This window comes from Methanoculleus thermophilus (assembly GCF_001571405.1).
GTDB lineage: Archaea > Halobacteriota > Methanomicrobia > Methanomicrobiales > Methanoculleaceae > Methanoculleus > Methanoculleus thermophilus.
In genome coordinates, this window is the sequence record NZ_BCNX01000010.1 from 1 (window position 1) to 18756 (window position 18756).

General features: G+C 52.5%; 20 protein-coding genes, 1 tRNA gene and 1 pseudogene. 10 read left to right on the forward strand and 12 right to left on the reverse strand.

The genetic code is table 11. The features are described 5' to 3' along the window. The 4 genes and pseudogenes from MCUTH_RS11990 to MCUTH_RS09505 form a co-directional block, all read left to right on the forward strand. Positions 1-192 (forward strand): annotated as a pseudogene (locus tag MCUTH_RS11990) (hypothetical protein); the annotation flags it as partial. After that, entirely contained in the window at positions 101-970 is an 870-nt protein-coding gene (locus MCUTH_RS09495) for a nicotinate phosphoribosyltransferase (protein ID WP_318010076.1), read from the forward strand. The pseudogene MCUTH_RS11990 and the gene MCUTH_RS09495, both read left to right, overlap by 92 nt. Positions 971-1080: 110 nt before the next feature. Continuing rightward, positions 1081-1152 (forward strand) — tRNA-Ala (locus MCUTH_RS09500). Positions 1153-1632: 480 nt separating this feature from the next. Then, entirely contained in the window at positions 1633-1929 is a 297-nt protein-coding gene (locus MCUTH_RS09505) for a hypothetical protein (RefSeq protein ID WP_066958411.1), read from the forward strand. Positions 1930-2214: 285 nt separating this feature from the next. On the opposite strand, the gene MCUTH_RS12075 is transcribed toward MCUTH_RS09505, so the two are convergent. The 12 genes from MCUTH_RS12075 to MCUTH_RS11610 form a co-directional block, all read right to left on the reverse strand. Then, entirely contained in the window at positions 2215-2760 is a 546-nt protein-coding gene (locus tag MCUTH_RS12075) for an HsdM family class I SAM-dependent methyltransferase (protein WP_263478218.1), read from the reverse strand. Next, positions 2757-3725 carry a type I restriction-modification system subunit M gene (locus MCUTH_RS12080; protein WP_263478216.1) on the reverse strand — a complete coding sequence of 323 codons (969 nt, stop codon included), beginning with the start codon at positions 3723-3725 and terminating at the stop codon, positions 2757-2759. The genes MCUTH_RS12075 and MCUTH_RS12080 overlap by 4 nt, the downstream gene beginning before the upstream one ends. Next, the gene (locus MCUTH_RS09515; protein ID WP_083524850.1) at positions 3722-4930 is read right to left on the reverse strand and encodes a restriction endonuclease subunit S; all 1209 of its coding nucleotides are present in this window, start codon (positions 4928-4930) and stop codon (positions 3722-3724) included. Before MCUTH_RS09515 ends, MCUTH_RS12080 begins: the two co-directional genes overlap by 4 nt. Positions 4931-4936: 6 nt before the next feature. After that, a complete protein-coding gene (locus MCUTH_RS09520; RefSeq protein WP_066958416.1) occupies positions 4937-7774 on the reverse strand; it encodes a type I restriction endonuclease subunit R in 2838 nt (945 codons plus the stop codon). 213 nt (positions 7775-7987) lie between these two features. Next, positions 7988-8974, reverse strand: coding sequence for a hypothetical protein (locus tag MCUTH_RS09525; protein WP_066958417.1), 987 nt, complete (start codon positions 8972-8974; stop codon positions 7988-7990). Positions 8975-9136: 162 nt separating this feature from the next. After that, complete coding sequence (locus MCUTH_RS09530) at positions 9137-10045, reverse strand: restriction endonuclease (RefSeq protein ID WP_066958419.1); 909 nt, start codon at positions 10043-10045, stop codon at positions 9137-9139. Positions 10046-10578: 533 nt separating this feature from the next. Beyond that, positions 10579-10908, reverse strand: coding sequence for a winged helix-turn-helix domain-containing protein (locus MCUTH_RS09535; protein ID WP_066958421.1), 330 nt, complete (start codon positions 10906-10908; stop codon positions 10579-10581). An 894-nt stretch (positions 10909-11802) separates the two neighbouring features. Continuing rightward, a complete protein-coding gene (locus MCUTH_RS09545; protein WP_066958423.1) occupies positions 11803-12027 on the reverse strand; it encodes a type II toxin-antitoxin system HicA family toxin in 225 nt (74 codons plus the stop codon). Further along, positions 12020-12253: a type II toxin-antitoxin system HicB family antitoxin gene (locus MCUTH_RS09550; protein ID WP_066958425.1), complete on the reverse strand. Its 234-nt coding sequence runs from the start codon at positions 12251-12253 to the stop codon at positions 12020-12022. The genes MCUTH_RS09545 and MCUTH_RS09550 overlap by 8 nt, the downstream gene beginning before the upstream one ends. A gap of 71 nt (positions 12254-12324) precedes the next feature. Then, entirely contained in the window at positions 12325-12714 is a 390-nt protein-coding gene (locus MCUTH_RS09555) for a type II toxin-antitoxin system VapC family toxin (protein WP_083524851.1), read from the reverse strand. Further along, positions 12711-12920 carry a hypothetical protein gene (locus MCUTH_RS09560; protein WP_066958427.1) on the reverse strand — a complete coding sequence of 70 codons (210 nt, stop codon included), beginning with the start codon at positions 12918-12920 and terminating at the stop codon, positions 12711-12713. The genes MCUTH_RS09555 and MCUTH_RS09560 overlap by 4 nt, the downstream gene beginning before the upstream one ends. A gap of 230 nt (positions 12921-13150) precedes the next feature. Next, a complete protein-coding gene (locus MCUTH_RS11610) occupies positions 13151-13324 on the reverse strand; it encodes a TFIIB-type zinc ribbon-containing protein (RefSeq protein WP_150468736.1) in 174 nt (57 codons plus the stop codon). Between the two features lie 168 nt (positions 13325-13492). Here MCUTH_RS11610 and MCUTH_RS09565 point away from each other — a divergent pair, with 168 nt between their 5' ends. The 6 genes from MCUTH_RS09565 to MCUTH_RS09590 all read left to right on the forward strand — a co-directional run bounded on the left by MCUTH_RS09565 (position 13493) and on the right by MCUTH_RS09590 (position 18756). Continuing rightward, positions 13493-14143: a B3/B4 domain-containing protein gene (locus tag MCUTH_RS09565; RefSeq protein WP_066958429.1), complete on the forward strand. Its 651-nt coding sequence runs from the start codon at positions 13493-13495 to the stop codon at positions 14141-14143. 30 nt (positions 14144-14173) lie between these two features. Next, a complete protein-coding gene (nudC, locus tag MCUTH_RS09570) occupies positions 14174-15028 on the forward strand; it encodes an NAD(+) diphosphatase (protein WP_066958431.1) in 855 nt (284 codons plus the stop codon). Positions 15029-15114: 86 nt separating this feature from the next. Continuing rightward, positions 15115-15507 carry a VOC family protein gene (locus MCUTH_RS09575; protein ID WP_066958584.1) on the forward strand — a complete coding sequence of 131 codons (393 nt, stop codon included), beginning with the start codon at positions 15115-15117 and terminating at the stop codon, positions 15505-15507. Between the two features lie 120 nt (positions 15508-15627). Then, positions 15628-16212 (forward strand): class I SAM-dependent methyltransferase, encoded by a 585-nt coding sequence (locus MCUTH_RS09580; RefSeq protein WP_066958432.1) that lies wholly within the window; start codon positions 15628-15630, stop codon positions 16210-16212. A gap of 133 nt (positions 16213-16345) precedes the next feature. Next, the gene (locus MCUTH_RS09585; protein ID WP_066958434.1) at positions 16346-17146 is read left to right on the forward strand and encodes a hypothetical protein; all 801 of its coding nucleotides are present in this window, start codon (positions 16346-16348) and stop codon (positions 17144-17146) included. 344 nt (positions 17147-17490) lie between these two features. Then, entirely contained in the window at positions 17491-18756 is a 1266-nt protein-coding gene (locus tag MCUTH_RS09590) for a hypothetical protein (RefSeq protein ID WP_066958436.1), read from the forward strand.

Consider the following 18756-nt stretch of genomic DNA (forward strand, 5'->3'; position numbering starts at 1 on the left):
GAACTAAAGGCACGAAAATACTGGTACCAGGTCAAAGAGATCAAGATCAAAGTGATCCTCCATAACCTAACGAAGGCAGTACAAACAGTCGTGATTGTCGTTGTCTGGAAGGAATTCAACAGAGCCGATCATTCACCAAAACGAGCCCGTCCTCCGAATCTCCGGGCGCTACCGGGACTTCGCGGTCTATGAGACCGCCATCCTCGGGTTCCTCTGCCATGCTTCGGGCGTGGCGTCGGCGGCGGCCCATATCCGGCTCGCAGCTCAGGATCGCCCGGTCTACTCCTTTGGTTCGCGCCGCCAGCACCCGGCGATTGCCGCGATGGTCGAGCGGGCGGCCTGGATCGGCGGGGTGGACGGGGTGAGCAATACCTGTGCGCCTGAGGGGATCCCGCTCGCGGGGACGATGCCGCATGCCTTCGTGATGTGCTACCCGGGGACGGAGGAGGCCTGGTCTGCGTTTGCCCGGGGAGCGGGGCCGGAGGTGCCGCGGATCATGCTCGCCGATACGTTCGCCGACGAAAAGATGGAGGCGGTGAGGGCGGCGGCGTGCGGGGCGAAGGCGGTCCGGCTGGACACCCCGCGGTCGCGGCGGGGGAACATGCGGGCGATCATCGAGGAGGTGCGCTGGGAGCTCGATATCCACGGCTATCCGGACGTCAAGATCTTCCTCTCCGGGGGGCTCACCCGCGCCGACGTCGCAGCCTACCGCGATATCGTGGATGCCTTCGGGGTCGGGGGGGGCGATCGCGAACGCGCCGGTGATCGACTTTGCAATGGACATCGTCGAGGTCGAGGGGAAGCCCATCGCAAAGCGCGGGAAACGAAGCGGCGTAAAGCAGGTCTACGAGATGCCGGACGGCCGGCGGGTCACGCTGCCCCTCGCCGCCCCGGCGCCGGAGGACACAGTGCCGCTCCTCGTCCCCTTCATCAGGAACGGCACCGTCGTCGCGCGCCCGGAGATGGATGATGCGCGGGAGCGGGTGCTCTCCCGGCTATCAGGCCTCGCGGACGCGTGATATGGAGGTGAGGGGCCGGAATCCTTTTTATCTGATGACGATCAACATAGTAGGGTAACAGGGGCCGATAGATCAGGGGGAGATCGCTACCTTGGCATGGTAGAGGCCGCGGGTTCAATTCCCGCTCGGTCCATGTTGTTCTTCTGGAATGTTGTTTTCGCGGGTTGATTCTCGAGATTGTATCTTTTGTTAGTGCGTTGAGGAATTGGCTGATACTGCCGGCGCGGTTTTTCGGGTAGTCGTAGACTTCTGGGAGATGGCGATGTGCAGTCGACGTCGGATACGGTTTCCGTGCGGTTCGTTTGGCATTTTTTCTTTCTCTTGCCGTTTGTTTGCGGTGTACATACACGTGCGCATTTGTGCGGACACTCCGGTGATCCTGCGTAGGTAGCCAGAGACCTCAGCGGGATAGTAGCATACGGCTCCAGATAGAAGGCAGATGCCTCGAAGGTAGGAGAGAGCAAACATTGAGACTATCACATGTGTATTCTAGGGCATGCAAGGCAACTTTTCGTCATAAATGCTCAATAGATGTGAGTTATTGGAAAAAAGAATCTCCGAGAGATCTTGAAATGACCAAATAGTTATATTACTCCTCTCTTAAATCCATTGTATGGATTCTACCCTGGCCAAACTTGCAGCTTTTGCGATTACTTTTTTGGGGTCGGTTGTTGCATACAAGCAGCTCAATTTACCGGGATGGGAAACATCGGCTTGTATTGGGGGTATTTTACTATACGTCGTAATTGCTTTTTTAATTGGGCAAGTATTCAAGACAGATATTTTAGATTCTTTTTGGGCATCGTTACTTATCACTGGCGTTGTGATGTTCTTTTTCCATCCAGGCTTTGGGTTTGTAATGATTATGATATTTTTCCTGATTTTACTAATCGCAATGGGAAATAGGTAATGCCAAGGTTGAAAGATGCAGTCAGTACATACCTCCTATTTAGAGCATCAATGATTATCTTCGCTAAAGAGTCGATAGAAAACCGTTATTCCCCCCAGCCATAACATTGAAAATCAGGGCGTCGAGTGAAAAAAAGTCTCATCCAGAAAAAAGCCGATTGTGACTATTAGTACTATTAATAATACTCAGTACATTACGTAGTAGTAGGAGGGGGCTTAGTCCCGAAGTTTTCCGGGAATTCCCCGATGAAATGCAGTTTTTACTGAAGATAGAGAGATTATATCCCTATCCTTTCCGCAACAATGCCTTTAAGTCGCTTAAATTGGTCTGGATTTCCCTCTCAAGCGCCTGGATCTTATCGATGATCACTTCCGGAGGCTCATACTCGACCTCTTCGTATTCTATCTCCTTGTAGCGAGAGATCGAGAGGTCATAGTTATTCGCCTGGATCTCCTCGATCGGCACATGGAAGCACCTCGCCTTCCGGTCGGTCGGGTCTGTGTCTCTCCGCTCCCTGAACCGCTTGATGATATCGGGGATATCTCCTTTGCCGTCGATGAATGTCCGCTTGTCGTCGAGCGAGTAACCGTCTGCCTCCATGTCGTAGAACCAGACCTTCCCGGTCTTTCCGCCCTTCACGAAGATCAGTACGGCGGTCGACACTCCCGCATAGGGTTTGAAGATCCCGGAGGGCATGGAGACGATACCCTCCAGTTGATTCTCCTCAAGGAGCTTCTGTCGAAGCTCCTTATGCGCCCTGGAGCTCCCAAAGAGCACACCGTCAGGTACGATGACGCCACACTTCCCGCCTATCGTCAGAAGCTGCATCATCCGCTCGACAAAGAGCAACCAGTCTTTGTCGTGTTAAGCGAGAGACTGTCGTTAATATCGCTCTTATCGATGCTCCCCTTGAAGGGTGGATTGGCGAGCACGACGGTATAGCGCTCTTCTTCGGTGTATCGCTTGGAGAGGGTATCTTTGAGCTCGATGTGAGGCGCTTTGATGCCGTGCAGCATCAGATTCATGAGCGATATGCGGGTCATCGTCGAATCGAAGTCAAACCCGTAGAAGGTATCGCTCCAGAGCTTCTCCCAATGCTTCTGATCGTAAATGTAGTGACCTTGAAGGTTGTGATACTCACCTTCTTGATCAATTTCAAGCTCGTCTTGCTTGGAGTATTTTCGTAAGATATACTCGTAGGAGTTGATGAGAAAGCCAGCCGTACCGCACGCCGGATCGCAGATACGGTCGGTGATATCAGGATCGACCAGCTCCACGATCATCCGGATGATGTGGCGAGGAGTGCGGAACTGTCCGTTCTTTCCGGCGGTGGAGAGTTGGGAGAGGAGGTATTCGTAGATGTCGCCTTGGGTATCGCGGTTCTGCGCGGTGATATTCATCTCATCGATGATCGCGACTGCTTCCTGAAGGAGGGAGGGCTTCGGGATGATGAAGACGGCATCCCGCATCTGGCGGGCGAAGAGCGTCTTCTCGCCGTTATGAAGGGACTTGATGAACGGAAAGACCTTATCGCGGACATGCTCCAGCATCTGTTCGGCAGGGTAGTGCTTCCAGCTCGACCACCGACACTCCTCATGCCCCTCGAAGACCGACGTATACGCCCCTCCCCGCGCTCGCGCCCGATTCTGCTCGCCGACATCCATATCTTCGAGGCGCTTCATGAAGATGAGGTAGGACATCTGCTCAATGGACTGGAGCGGGTTGGACATCCCGCCGCTCCAGAAGCGATCCCATAGGGTGTCGATCTTTGATTTGAGTTCGGGGGCGAGTTTCATGCGACTAGTTCTCCTGTAAAGGCTCTTATCATTAGTCCACTAAACAGTGTATTTACCTCATTTTTCGATTTTTGCTGTCCTTCTTGGATCTTTTCGACCCACTCTACAATTGACGAAAAACTTTCCTGAATTGAGATGGGTGGCAAAACAATTTTCAAGAGACCAATTTTACCTACACCAATGTATTTCATCGTAGACATGTTTGCGTATGACTGGATTTGTTTCTGTAATGAGTTCGTTAAGAGGGCATACTTTAAAAAATTCGAGTTTATCAATTTTTTATTCGGCTTAATAAGAGCCAATTGCACAAAAATGCTAAGATTGTCGTTATCGACTTTCGCCACCATCCCTAGGGTACCTACCTTGCTTAATAGAATATCGCCATTTTCGGGGTTACAACGTCTTGCTAATAATTCATGCTCTTCAGTAGAAATTTTTTTACATCGTGTAAAGTCGATTTGATTATTTTTTATATTATTTGCCGATATGAAAGGCACTCCATCCTCACAGTATTTTGGTGTTTTGTGGACTCCGTCAGTAATCTTTTCTCGGACAATGTCTCTTAACTCGACAATCTCCCATCCATATGGGTTTTCGTCAAAGTCTCCAAAGAAGCCATTAAATGCATTATATATTAATTTATGCCCTTGAAAATCCGCCTCTGCCCGCAGGCGCTGCGTTGCCTCTACCTTCTCAAGAATGGCGACGATTTTGCGCTGGGTATCAAGCGGTGGGACAGGTACGACCAAGTTCTGGATGAAGCTTGTAGGGACTCTTTTCTGCCCAGCCGAGCCGGTCATATTCTTCTCTGCTTGCTTACGGATCTTCTCTTGAAGTAAATAATAACGATAGAAATTTGGGATCATATTCCTTCCAAAGCGGATAACGTGGAATTCAGTGGAGGCAAATCCCAACCCATTCTCAAGATTATCTGCAACTACAATCTTACCATTCTCCATGCAAGGAGTGATTTTTGCAAAAAGTAAATCCCCATCCTGCAACGGGGTATAACCCTTAATCACTTCATTTAATGGCCTTATTTGTGATCGGTCAATCTTTCCGGTCATCTCCTCTATGCAACTCATCGGTAGAAAAGAGACATTAGTATCTGCACTCACAGTATCTTTATTGAATTTTGGGTTTATTTCTGCAATATCTCTTAATTTCCGCCATTCCCACCCTTCAGGCAGCTTCTTTTCAGTCAAAGATACTCACGCCTCCGCCGCAAACAATTCCCGCTCCAGCCCCTGACAGATGCCGATAAATGCCTTCAGATCGCCCTCGTCAAACATCGGCATCGGTGCAGTACTCCCAAAATTCGTGAATGGAGCAAGGAAGAGATCGTCCATTTCTATACGCCTCTTACGCATAAAAACGGTCTGAATTGTCCGGATGAAGTGGAGCTGATCGGCGCTGTAATGCTTATTACTCTCGATCATGTAGGTCTGAAACGCCTCTGCTATCTTCTCCTTCGGGTCAGGAGCTTGATAGAGACCGAAGAGCGAGCGGATGAACTCCACGAGCGAGCCATACGGATGCCTCGGTGACGTCTGCAACATCTCTTCGGTGACGTTCACCCCGGCCTCCGCCAGCGCCTCTTCAAGATCGTGCAGGTCTTCTTCGGTGATCGGGTCATCGCGGAGGATCTTCTGGATGACGAGATTATGGTCTGCCAGCTCCGTGACGCGCTTCTCGACCTTCTCCCGGAATGCCACCACATATTCAGGTGCTTCCTCGTTAAACATCCAGAGTGTGCGCTGCTCAATGATATCCCCCATGTCGATGACGATCGGCTCATGCGCCTCCTTCGACATGTACTTCATGAGCGGGGTGATGTCCTCCACCAGTCCGATCGCATCCTCGAATGACAGACCCTTCCAGAAGGCATGGGTGAGTACCTCGTCCAGCCGCTCCTCCTTCTCCTTCACGATGTTAAGGGTCCGGGGGAGGTGATCGACCATCTCCCCGATCTCCGGCTTCAGCCGCTCGATCTCTTTCTCATTGCCTTCCAGCACCGCCAACCCCAGCCGCTCCGCCTTGACGGTGAAGGATGCCTCTTTGAGATTCACGCCGGTCTGGAAGCGCATGAGAGGCATGATTGTGCTCTTCAGATACTCCAAAGGGTCGAGCCCGACATTATCCCAGAGTTTCGGGGAGAGCGCTTTGGCGATCTCCCGCTCGTGCTCCCGGACGCTCACCGAGTCCATCGGAAGCGACCGGATCTCCTCTTCGATCCTCTGCCGGACGACCGCCGCCCGCTCCGCATCGCCCTGCTCCAGGAGGCGCTCAAGCTGCTTCAGCCGGAGGAAGAAGATCCGGCTCGTGATGGCTTCGGTCGGCTCATTCTTCACCCCTTCGGGATTCATATTCCAGTACTCGAAGTTATTCCAGAAGTCGAAGACCTTGAAATACTCCTTATGCCCGTCCGGCAGCCATTCCCGGTGTTTGCACGCGCCATCCGACCGCGTCCCGCGCCCGAGCATCTGCCAGAACTTGATCTTTGAGAAGACGGGTTTGGCGAAGACGAGATTGCAGACCTCCGGCACATCGATACCGGTATCGAGCATATCGACCGAGATCGCCACGCGGGGGAAGGACTCGTGTTCGAAGTCGTGGATGAGGGCATCGGCGCGGGGGTCATCCGAGACGATGATCCGCGCCAGCCGTCCTTTATATTCGGGATACAGGTCGTCGAATGCCTCATGCAGCCGTCGGGCATGCTTTTTCGAGATCGCGAAGAAGATCGACTTTGCCGGAAGTGTCCCGGCCTGATCCATCTGGCAGCCCTCCATGAATTCCCGGACGATCGCTTCGGATGTCCCTTTGACGGCGACCTTCTTCTCCAGCTCAGTCCCTTCGAAGTTGATCTCGTCCGGGTCGATCCCCTGCTCGATCAGCCGGTTGCGCTCGCTCTCCGTCAGGTCGGACGGGCGAACCCCCTCGATCTGGAAGTGTGTCTGCGCTCCGATGATGCTTTTGCGGAAGTCGACCAGCACGCCATCCTTCACCGCCTCGTCATACGAGTAGAGCGCGGTCGGCATGTGGTCGTCGCAGTGGAAGAACCGGAAAGTGTCCCGGTCGACCAGCTCGGCGGGGGTCGCCGTCAGCCCGATCTGCATGGCGTCAAGGTAGGTGAAGACATCCCGCCACTTGTTGTAGATGCTCCGGTGCGCCTCATCAGAGAAGATCAGGTCGAACTCGCCGGGGGAGATGCGGTATTGCCCGCGCTCATCCTTCTGGGTATAGATCTCCTGAAATGTCTGAATGGTCGAGACGTACAGCCGTTTTTCCTTATTGTATATGCCGTGCAGGATCTTGTCCTTGGCCTCGTGGGGGAAGAACTCCAGGAAGCCCTTATTCCACGCCTGATCGCGGAGCGCCTTGCGGTCGGCGAGGAAGAGCACTTTCTGCGCACGGTTCTCCCGGAGGAGGGCATCGATGATCGCCATCGCCACGCGGGTCTTGCCGGTCCCGGTCGCCATGACGATCAGCCCTTTGCGGTGACCTTTACGGATGTGCTCCAGCACGCGCTTGACATTCTCGATGCTCTTTGAGCGGTCGACAATGCGGGTATTGATCTCGATCGATCGGGTGGGATCGATCTTCTGAATCTGGAAACGGAGCCGCTCCAGGTCTTTCTGTGCGTAGAAGCCCTTCAGCAGCCGGAGCGGGTAGCGCTCCCGATCCCAGAACCAGATCTCATAGCCGTTGGAGAGGAAGATGAAGACGTCTCGCCCGGTCTGCCGCTTGATGTCGTCGGCGTACTGCTCTGCCTGCTTCTGTCCGATAAGGGGATCTTTTGAGGTGCGTTTGGCTTCGATGATGGCGAGCGGAGCGCCGAGGCTATCGAGCAGGAGGTAGTCGACGTACTTGCTCTCCAGATCATTCTTCAGTGTCTCAGAGACGGTCTTATAGGAGCGTGCGAGAAAGTCGGATTGTTTCGTATCGACTTCGGCAATGACAGAGGCGCGGTTGGTGACATCCCAGCCCTGCTCGGCAAGGTAGACGTCGATCTTGCTCTTCCGCGTCTGTAATTCGTTTAAGTCCATACGATTTCTCCACACCCAGAGAATAGGAGAATAGCAATCCCTATTCATTAGTTAGTCAAAACAGAAGGGTAAATAAGGCTTTTGAAATAAGTAGGAGAATTCTCTTCTGTCTATTATGACAGAGGAGAATTATTTTCAAGAGTTATCTCACCAAGAGATCCACGTAAATTTGAGTAAAAATGAAAGGAGAGTATTAATAGTCTTCAAAGGGGCTCACCTCCACTTTAGATTCGCCCTATTAGGAATGAGTAAATACCAGTTAACGAACTTTAATGTATCAACTATCATGAAGTCGTAATTTTTTGACGTTAAATATATCTTTGAAAGTCTTTTCGCGGCCTCCTCATCATATTCGTTATTAATAATCATACCGTTAATTAATCCGATAAGATCTGCATAATTTGTTAGAGCATTCGTTAATTCTTTTTTTACAAACACGGAGCTGAAATAGCTAGTAAGAATCGCAATCGTAATAATTTGCAAGAATAGCACAAATACTAAATAAATGTTAAGCTTTGAGCCGACCGTAATAAAAAATGCGCATAAGGGGAGGACGCCCAATAAAGGGAGGTAGAGACACGTCAATACAAGAGAGGTGACCGAAGAAATCCCTGTACTCCATTCATGTGATTCCTGATCCCTATCAGCATGGTGGGCTAAAAACCTGAAGGCAAACAATGTCATTTGCTCGAAGTTTTTCATCAGGGAATCAAACGAGAGTGCAGGGATAATAAAAATTAGAGCGGCAATTACAGGAATCGCAATAGAATATGGATTTGCCGTTATGATTAGCCCGGTTTCGACCAGAAACAGTAGGGCAATGGTAATAACGTATATGACACAGACGGAGAGTACAATAGGCTTCAGATTATCTAAAAGCATCCTCAAATAGAAGGAAAAATCTTTCTCAGTCACTCTTTTAACTTTCTCCACTGCCTGCTCGACATTATCGGATTTTATCGTCTTTCTTGTTGTTATCAGCGACCATATCCCCCATAAATACATCAAAAGAAACGAAGCTGGGATCCAGTAGGCAATTATGGTCAGTTGCCAGCTCACACTTAATGCAATAAAGATCGATACAAATGACCCAAAGAGAAGATTTTTATCGATATTCTGAAGTTGCCTCGATGTATGATCAAAACTCTCGTTTATCATGAATTTAAGGTCGCTTAACGGAAGGGGTGGGGCCGACTCCATATATTTAAAAGTAGCAATAGGGCATATTTAAATCTATTTTACGAAAAAAGTTATAGGATATCCGGAAGCGGGGAGATTAATGATTTTAAATCGACGTTGCAGGTTTAAGGGGAAATAAATTCTAGTTTTGGTCAGCGGAAATTTATCGCACACGGATATAGATTATTCACTATCCCCAAAATAATCCGAGTCGACTTTTTTAATCACATAACTCGCCGTTTCGGTCACGCCGACATTATAATCGATCATGAATTGCGCTAACTGCTCACCATCGATTAAGACGATCTTCTTCTCGATGATCTTCACGTACTCCTTTGCATCCTGGCTAAACTGCGACGTCGTGATGAAGATGCCTTTCTTCGCCCTCTGCCCTTCCAGACTTCCCGCAAACGCCTGTACGACCGGCCTCCCTACCGATCCCTCCCATCGCTTCGCCTGGATGTAGATGGCGTCCAGCCCCAGCCGATCCTCTTTGATCCTGCCGTCAATACCTCCATCGCCACTACCGCCGATGGCTTCACCAGCATCTTTGCGAGAGCCGCCATATCCCATTTTGACAAGCAAATCGACGACCAGCTGCTCGAAAAAGGACGGGTCGGATGCCTTCATGCGCTCCAAAATATCTTGCGCTAGTTGTTGCCTCAACTCAGTGTATGCCGCCTCTAAAACTTCCTCCGGAGTCTGAGGAGGGACTTTTGCGATCTTCTCCCCGCCGTCCTGGCGAGAACTCTTCTTAAACTCCTCAAATTCGGAAAATTGCATTAAGAAGTCATTATCGATCACAAGAGGGCTCTTCCTGATAACGTCGAGCCCTCTCTGTGTAATCTTGTATCGCCCTCGCCCTGTAACCTCGACCAGTCCCGCCTTCGTAAGATACGTCCTCGCCCAGCCAAACCGATTGTCATACGTTTTCGATCTCCCGCTCGGTAGGAGCACCCGTCGCTCATCATCCGTTAAATGAAAAACCGTGTTTGCGAGTATATCACGGTCTTCTGCCATCAGATGCTCTTTGCCATCTGCCGTAAGCTTAAGAAGAGGGAGCATAATCGATTCATAATCTGGGATAGGCATAGTCACCACTCAAAAACCAGCTTTAGTTTGTACATATATAAAAGGGGATAATCTGCATCCCCCATTGGAGGATCAGAAGCATCAAAATGAAAAAGGAAGTTTCTCGTATGTTTTGAAGAGAATCACGCTCTCCCGATATCCTAGTATAACCGTGACTATTTATAACGAGGTAGATACATTCCCCCAGTGATAAGGTCCTTTTGGTAAACCTTTCTTCGAGTAGTCAATCTTTAAGCCTAATACAACCGAGTAACGTAATGGTTAACACAAGTGAAACGGGTAAATTTTGAGTAGCATAGCCTAAGTATAGAATAAAAATTGCTGAAACTATGAAAAGTAGAAAGAGCCCTGCGATAACTACTGCATCATTTTCCTGATCGCCAATATATAGGAAGACCATACTAAACCTCTTAAATAGTGATTATTTTGCAAAATAGTATTTTAAATCTTTATCATTTGATTTTTTAGATTGAGTAATGTGTATAGAATACCGCGAGGACCGTTTATTCTTAAGAAAATGTCATAAATGAGGACTACTCATAGGTTGTGAGGACCTCGATAATATTTGCCCGATACCCTTTGTACCCCCTTCGACCTTTCTCGGTGAGGTGGACCGCCGTGTTTGGCCTGCTCTCGTAAAACCCCTTCTCGACCGTGACATAGCCGGCTTTGTACAGCTTCCGTAAATGCGCCGAGAGGTTACCCGATGTCAGGCCGGTCTGCTCCTGGAGAAACGCATAGTCAGCACTCCCGACAACATACAGGAGCGCCATGATCGCAAGCCGCGCGGGGATGTGAATCACCCGATCGATCGCGATAATCGCAGTGAGGCTGTCATGCCCCGTCTGTCGCTGCTGTGTCACTACTCACACCCTTGCCTTCGTGGAGATACGCTTGCTTGCGCGGCACGCTACCTTGCGCCGCACATGTGCTTGTGCTGCAAACTTGCGTGTATTGTAAAGTTACGTGCGTCGCACGCAGGAGCGGTATACCTTCCGCATGCTCGCCGTATTCTCACAATATTTAGGAGTTATGGCCTAAAATACGTTTCTTTTTGCATTTTGCAGGACCCGATCACGTCTGAAAAACCACGGTTTTGAGCATGAAACGCCCATCCGGAAAACGCGATGTGCTACCCCAAAATAACTTCCCCAGATTATACGTCGCTTTTCCGGATTCGGTGGTTTTAAGGTCTTTATCTGATGGGAAGGGGTGATATCTCGCCCACATTTCGTTGTTTGAATCGGAGCGCCTGGAGTCCATTCCTTCTCGATCTGAGGCTAAGGCGGGCGTATCGCTACCTTGGCATGGTAGAGGCCGCGGGTTCAAATCCCGCTCGGTCCATCTTGTTCTTTTAAGCATATTTTTTCTGTAAGATCCACCGTATCACCTATCGTTTCTACCAGATAAACCAGCACCTCTCCTGCTCAAGGATCTCTTTCCGGAAGCGAAGATACTGTAGTCTGTTGTCGTTCCTCCTGCCCAAGCGCCGCTACGCATAGACTGGAATTGAGATAGTGCCGATCCTTCTGCTCCCCTGGAAGCAGACCTATCTGATGAATAACAGATTTGTTATGTAACAGGTTTGTCATACACTCATCCAGGAGGGGGTGTCTGCGGGGTTGAGCGTTGGCAGCAACTGCTGCAAACATGCTGCAATCTGCTGCCAATGTCAGGAGTATGAAGAGACTGAGTTCAATACTGGGGGACACCTCGGCAGGCCACGCTGAACCTATCCCGTATAACTGGATAATGTTTTACAAAAGATCCTCAATCTCTTCCCGCTCAACCCCGGCTTGCTTGGGGATCTCAAGAAGCGTGCCGATCGGAAGGTCCCGGCCATGCACCGGGACGGTGACCCGGCGTTTTGTCTCCGAATGGTAGAAAATGTGATGGCTTCCCTTCACCCGGTCCAGAACAAACCCTTTCTTCTCAAGAATCTTGATGACCTTCTGGGCCGTGAGTGCCGGAAGTTCAGGCATGGGCTTCGACGGTGAGGGTGTATTCCAGGAGTCCTTCTTCTGTAGGTATCTCCTCGCCCTTCTCCTGGAGATGCTCAATGTAGAGTTCGATAGCCTCCCGTGCCATCTCTATCGCCTCGTCAATGGTCTCCCCATAGGTGACGCAGCCAGGAAGGGTCGGTACGGTGACGGTGTACTCGCCTTCTGGCTCTTTCCTGAGGAAGATACAGTAACTGACTAGTCTCATCGTATCGCACCCTGCTTGCAGCCATAACCCAACGATGTAAGAGGGTCCATGCGGACGCTGCCTCGCCCTACTTACTCGTCGCGGAATGGATTTACGACCTCAAGTGCGCAGATCCCAGAAAAATCACTCTCGTTTCGGGTGACAAGCGCACAGTCGTGGGTGAGAGCAGTGGCTGCGATGACCGCATCGGGGAGTTTCATTCCACACGTTCGGCGCAGGTGGATGGCACGGTCGGCAATCATATCAGTCAGGGGATACACTTTGGCAGAGCGGATGAAGTCCTGAGCCAGTGCATACCCTTTCGGAGTATGCTTCTTCCAGCCGAGAAACTCGATCTTCGTGACGATCGAGACCCGAAACGAAGAGGTGAGCATATCTTCTCTCTCGCCCACCCGCTCTGGCGGAATGGCATCTGCTAGGTAATAGATGAGAATATTCGTATCGAGCAGGTACCGTTTCATACCCGGTCCCACTCATCCCGCAGGATCTTGGCCTCGGCCTCCAGGTCGAGATCCAGGTCCCGGTACATGCCCCGGTATCTCGCTGGCTCGGCAACCCCGACAGGTCCGTCAGCAGGTTTTCCGGCGGTCAGGCTCTCCCAGAGGTCAATGGGCACGATAACATCGGTCTTTCTGCCTTCTGCATCACAGATGTAATGCACTCCCATGCCGCACACTCCAAGATATGCGTATATGGGTGCTTCAGACGGATTATAGTTGCCTTTTCCGAACCATTTCATTGAGGGGCTACCACTGAGCAGCCGCAAGGCCTTTGAGGGGACCCGGATTTTCAGCGTCAAATGCCTGCAGACCCCATATCTCTTGGATATTCACAGCACTCTATCTCATCCGTGAACAAGAACGAGATAACTTCCAGATATGGAAAGAGATCGCAGACTCAATCCTCACCTGCTCCATCCTGTTCCCCCTCCTCACACTCCAGGACAAACGCCCCCTGGTACCCGCACTGCTTGCAGTGATACAGCGTCGCATACAGGCCGCGGGCTTCCCAGTAGATCTCGGTGCTCCGACATACCGGGCAGCGGATAACTCTCCTGGCTATCCCGCTCATACGGATCTCCCTGGTCGTCCGGGATTTTGAGAGTTTTGTATCACCTCCATTCGACGCCAATCATATTGGCCGGCATCCGGCACAGCACCCGGACGATCATGGCATGGGGCAATGTGTACAACTATAAGTATCCCGCAGACCCAGATACAGGTGTAAGAAGAATTGGCCATGAAGATTCACAAGGAGATTCTCGAGACCTTCCCCGGCCTCTCTGTCGCAGAAGGCAATGTTGGACCGCTCTCGATTCAGGAGAAGATCCCGAGTCTGGAAGCTCTGAGGGACGAAGTCATCCGCTCGGTAAGAGAGCAGTTCACGCTTGAGCGGGTAAAAGACGAACCGATCTTTAGAGCCTACAGAGACTTCTTCTGGAGGGTGGGTGTCGACCCGACAAAGACCCGGCCTGCCTCGGAGGCCCTGGTCCGGAGGATCCTGGCCGGGAAGATGCTCCCAACGATCAACACCGCGGTGGGTGCCTACAATCTGGCCTCGATTCGCACGGGCATACCCATCGCCGCGTTTGACGCCGATACTCTTGCCGGAGACCTCGCTATGCGGTTTGCAGAGGAGGGTGAAGAGTTCCTCGGGATCGGGATGGCGGCGCCCGTTCTTCTTCATAAGAACCAGGTCGTTCTGGAAGACGGGAACGCGATCGTCGCCGTCTATCCCTACCGCGACTCGGATGCAACAAAGATCACTCTCGCTACGAAGGTCGTGCATATTGTGGCCTGCGGCGTGCCGGGGGTCGAGAGCGGGAAGGTGCAGGCGGCGTACGAACTGGCTGCCGAATATCTGCAGAGATACGCTCCAGGCATCCTGTGATGCGATGGATGCCAGAATCACGGGAGAATCATGGATCATAAAGCAAGGTTTGCAGCTCGTTCCCTGCATAAGCACTACCCTGAGCCGGAACGACTCCCGGTAGATGCATCCCTGGTCTTTGTCCGCGGCGAGGGGGTCTGCGTCAGAAGAGGCAGCACACCAACCATCTACAATGCGCAACCCCCGGACCTTCCAGAATGTCTGCAAAAGAGCGCCCAGTACCTCGGCCACCGGGGAAGCACACCCTGCTACGCCGTCGAGGTTCCCGGCGACCAGCCCCTGCCCGAAGGACTGGCATACTTCGGCGTACGCGAACTTGCCGCCCTCATCCCGGACGAGGAGCTTGCCGTTGCCGGGCTTGCAGTCCAGATAATCGATTACGACCGAAACACCCGATTCTGCGGGAGGTGCGGTACGCCGACGAAGCCCGCACGCATCGAGCGTGCCAAAGTCTGTCCGTCCTGCCACCGGGCTATCTATCCCCGACTCTCCCCGGCGATTATAGTACTCGTGAGGAAGAACGACTCCATCCTCATGGTCCGGGGGGTGAGGGCGCCGCCCGGCAGGTACAGCCTCGTCGCCGGATTTGTCGAGCCCGGCGAGACGATCGAAGATGCCGTACACCGCGAGGTCCGTGAGGAGACGGGAATCTCGATCAAGAATCTCCGGTACCTTGCAAGTGAACCGTGGCCGTTCCCCGACTCACTCATGCTCGCGTTCGTTGCCGATTACGAGAGCGGAGAAGTCACCCCGGACGGCGTCGAGATCGAGAGTGCCGCATGGTTCGACCGGGACCACCTCCCGGACCTGCCTCCAAGACTCAGCATAACCCGGGCGCTCATCGATGACTGGGCGGGGTCGGTCTCCAGGGGCCAGGAACCGTAATAAACTAAAAGAGATGGTTTGAGCCTGGCGTTCAGGGACAACCAGCTGCCGAAACAGACATATGGCTCCCTGGATATGTGATGGCTATGAAGATCATACTAACCAGTATATTTGTGGACGACCAGGAGAAGGCTCTGAAATTCTACACTGAAAAATTGGGCTTTGTAAAGAAGAGCGATCTTTCTGCCGGAGAATACAGATGGCTTACCGTCGTCTCTCCCGAGGATCCAGGTGGCACTGAGCTTCTGCTTGAGCCGAACGAGAATCCAGTGGCACAGGCATACCAGAGAGGAATATTCGAACAGGGCATCCCCGCCGCGTCCTTTGGTGTCGAAGACACCCATGCGGAGTATGAGAGGCTCAAAAGCCTGGGCGTGAAGTTCACGATGGAGCCGACAAAGGTCATCGGTCAGGTGACAATAGCAGTCTTCGAAGACACCTGCGGCAACCTCATCCAGATTCAGACAATGCAAAAATGAACTAATTCACCCGATTTATGAAAAAATCAGGCAGAAGGCCCTTCACTTCAGTGGAGGGGTGAATACCGTCTACCGATTACAATATTTAAGTCAAATCATTCAAAATCCAGTACAGGAGATATGGATATCTTTGATACAGTCTACCAAGGCACGCCGCCCTGGGACATCGGCCGGCCCCAGCAGGCATTCATCGACCTCGCGGCGGCAGGGGAGGTTACGGGCTCCGTCCTGGATGTCGGGTGCGGGACGGGGGAGAACGCCCTCTTCTTTGCAGAGCAAGGCCACGACGTCCTCGGGATAGACACCGCCGCTCTCGCGATCCAGAAGGCCGAGGAGAAGGCCGCCCAGAGGGGGATTGGGGCGCAGTTCCGGGTCTGGAACGCGTTCGACCTTGCCGGGCTTGGGCGGACGTTTGATTCCGTCATCGACTCCGGATTCTTCCATGTCCTCTCCGACGAGGACCGGTCCCGCTTTGCAGAGAGCCTTGCGGCCGCTCTTGCGCCCGGCGGGAAGTACTTCATGCTCTGCTTCAGCGAGCAGAACCCCGGCGAGTACCCCCTGCCAAGGAGGATTGCGCAGGAGGAGATCCGGGAGACCTTCCGGGAGGGCTGGTCCATCGACTACATCAGGCCGGCGGTCTTCGAGAACGCCATCCAGGCCGAAGGGCACCATGCCTGGTTTGCGTCGATAACGAGGAGAGTGTAGGGCTGCCGGTAAACGTCCCTGTTGCCCAGGAGCCACCAGACCTCCGGCCGGTCTCACTCCCGCCTCCAGGCCCCTCAAATTTCAGGAAAACATAATACAAAGCCATAAATCAATTTATAACACATAAATGCCTATGAGGGCATGGCACTCTATTATCTGCCTCGCAATTGCGCTTACGGTGCTCTTCTGTGGCTGTCTCACGGTTGAAGTCCATTCTAAGGTCGATGTAGACGCCACGGTGAGCTCGTACTCGTTCAATCTTACAACGAACCAGTTCGTGTATGATGCACTGAAGGAGAGCGCAAAAGAGCAGGGATATGCTACGTTACGGGAATCACTCCTATCGCAGACCGAACCTGGGACTATCGAATACAGCGAGGTCTGGGATGGCGATACGGTTACGATCCGCATGGATAGCCTGCGACCCACACAGTTGCTCGATCCAGGAAACTGGACGGTGCAAAAGGTCGACGGGTATATGATTTACCGGGATGCCAGGTTCGTATCAAATGAGTCTACCGATGATTCGGAAGAACTCGTCGATGAATCAGATGAGTTTGTTGATGATTCTGACTGGCTCGACAATGGGTCGGATGAGTTCATTGATGATTCTGACTGGCTCGGCAATGAGTCGGATGAGTTCGTTGATGATTCAGATTGGCTCGGCAATGAAGCAGACGACCTCGGCGATGCGTTGTTAAGCGGTGTCAGCCTGCACTACTACCTTGAGATGCCCGGGAAGATCGTTGATACCAACGCAAACACGGTGAACGGGAATAAGGCGGAGTGGCACCTGACCGGTACGGACGTCTTCACGACTGAGATCTATGCTAAAAGCGAGGTCCCGGCCCTTGCATTGCCCGGATTCAGCGCGCTGGCCGCACTTGCCGGGCTGGCTTGTGCGCTGGTATGCCTGTACCGGAAGAACAGGTAATGGAGAGACGGCCCTGCAGGTGTATGGATTCCATCTCCATTTCTTAACCAACTCCTTTTCTTAAGTGGATATTTCGAGGCGCCTCCAGTATCCTCGCACCACTCCAGAAGTCTCATCTAAGACAGCCAAAGTTGCCGTACAGCCGTCTACGACCGATAAACATTTACAAATCTTTAAGTTACTTTTTCTGCAAAAATCTGAAAGCAGGAGTGTGCAGTATGGCACGTAAAAGAATCCCATTGATCAGTATAGTTGCCCTAATTATTGCCCTAGTCACCGTTGCTGCATGTGTTGGAACTAATGAGGCAGAGAAGGTGCCCGGGAAAGTAGTTACGCCCCCCGCAGTGACCGAACCAGCAACAAAGACGCCCACGCTGGATGATATGAAGGCTCTTGCCGTGGAGATCGCGAGTGCGATCGACGGCGACACTATGGCGGCGCTCAAGCCAGGGGATGAGACCACCCCGGAGTACGCTGCCATCCACGACCAGCTCGTGGCCTTCCGCGAGGCAAACCCGTGGGTCACCTACGTCTATACCATGCGCAAGACCGAGAATGTCACAGAGTTCGTCGTGGATGCAGACTACGGCACTGGTGATGCAGATGCATGCGCAATAGGCGAGATCTACTCTCCCACGGAAGAAGACACCGTGTTCCTTGCCGGGTTTGAGGAGCCTGCGGCCGAAATTGACGTTACCGTCTATGGCTACGCACCAATCAAGGACGCAAGTGGCGCCAGCGTTGGGCTTGTCTGCCTGGTACCCGGAGTCCCGATTGCACAGAGCGACCTGGAGGCTCTCGCGGCGGAGATCGCAAGTGCGATTGACGGCGACGCTCACGCCGCACTCAAACCCGGCGACGAGGACACCCCGGAGTACACTGCCATCCGCGATCAGCTCGTGGCCTTCCGGGAGGAAAACCCTGAGATCAGTGGAATCTACACCATGCGCAATGCAGGGGACATCACCGAGTACGTCGTGGATGCAGACTACGGCACCGGTGATGGATGGGCAATAGGCGACATATACACCCCAACGGCTCTGGACACTGCCCTCCTTGCCGGATTTGAGGAGCCCTCGGCTGAGATTTACGCTTATGTCTATGGCTATGCTCCAATCAAGAACGCGAGTGGCGCCGGTGTCGGGGCAGTGATTCTCGAAGCAAGAATCCCGATCACGCAGGAGAGGGTGAAAGCGCTCGCGGTGGAGATTGCAGGTGAGATCGACGGCGATGCCATGGCGGCGCTCAAACCCGGCGATGAGGGCACTCCGGAGTACATCGCCATCAGCGATCGGCTCGAGGCCTTCCGGAAGGAAAACCTCGGGGTCATCTATGTTTATACCATGCGTAAAGCAGGGGACGTAGCCGAGTACGTCGTGGATGCAGACTACGGTCGCGCGGAATCTGCCAAGATCGGCGACGTTTACGTGCCGAACGAGAGTGACGTCGCGCTCCTTGCTGGATTTACGGAACCATCCGTAGAACCCGGGTTTTACCTCGACGATTGGGGTAACAGGACCGCCACCGTCATCTCCGGATATGCTCCGGTCAAGAGCTCAGACGGTACCATCGTCGGACTCGTTGGTGTCGATCTGGGAATTCTCCACTGA

Coding starts and splice junctions, on each gene's coding strand:
- MCUTH_RS09505 (WP_066958411.1), top strand. CDS start 1,633: ATGGATTCTACCCTGGCCAAACTTGCAGCTTTTGCGATTACTTTTTTG.
- MCUTH_RS12075 (WP_263478218.1), bottom strand. CDS start 2,760: ATGATGCAGCTTCTGACGATAGGCGGGAAGTGTGGCGTCATCGTACCT.
- MCUTH_RS12080 (WP_263478216.1), bottom strand. CDS start 3,725: ATGAAACTCGCCCCCGAACTCAAATCAAAGATCGACACCCTATGGGAT.
- MCUTH_RS09520 (WP_066958416.1), bottom strand. CDS start 7,774: ATGGACTTAAACGAATTACAGACGCGGAAGAGCAAGATCGACGTCTAC.
- MCUTH_RS09525 (WP_066958417.1), bottom strand. CDS start 8,974: ATGGAGTCGGCCCCACCCCTTCCGTTAAGCGACCTTAAATTCATGATA.
- MCUTH_RS09530 (WP_066958419.1), bottom strand. CDS start 10,045: ATGCCTATCCCAGATTATGAATCGATTATGCTCCCTCTTCTTAAGCTT.
- MCUTH_RS09545 (WP_066958423.1), bottom strand. CDS start 12,027: ATGCCTGAACTTCCGGCACTCACGGCCCAGAAGGTCATCAAGATTCTT.
- MCUTH_RS09550 (WP_066958425.1), bottom strand. CDS start 12,253: ATGAGACTAGTCAGTTACTGTATCTTCCTCAGGAAAGAGCCAGAAGGC.
- MCUTH_RS09555 (WP_083524851.1), bottom strand. CDS start 12,714: ATGAAACGGTACCTGCTCGATACGAATATTCTCATCTATTACCTAGCA.
- MCUTH_RS09560 (WP_066958427.1), bottom strand. CDS start 12,920: ATGGGAGTGCATTACATCTGTGATGCAGAAGGCAGAAAGACCGATGTT.
- MCUTH_RS11610 (WP_150468736.1), bottom strand. CDS start 13,324: ATGAGCGGGATAGCCAGGAGAGTTATCCGCTGCCCGGTATGTCGGAGC.
- MCUTH_RS09565 (WP_066958429.1), top strand. CDS start 13,493: ATGAAGATTCACAAGGAGATTCTCGAGACCTTCCCCGGCCTCTCTGTC.
- nudC (WP_066958431.1), top strand. CDS start 14,174: ATGGATCATAAAGCAAGGTTTGCAGCTCGTTCCCTGCATAAGCACTAC.
- MCUTH_RS09575 (WP_066958584.1), top strand. CDS start 15,115: ATGAAGATCATACTAACCAGTATATTTGTGGACGACCAGGAGAAGGCT.
- MCUTH_RS09580 (WP_066958432.1), top strand. CDS start 15,628: ATGGATATCTTTGATACAGTCTACCAAGGCACGCCGCCCTGGGACATC.
- MCUTH_RS09585 (WP_066958434.1), top strand. CDS start 16,346: ATGAGGGCATGGCACTCTATTATCTGCCTCGCAATTGCGCTTACGGTG.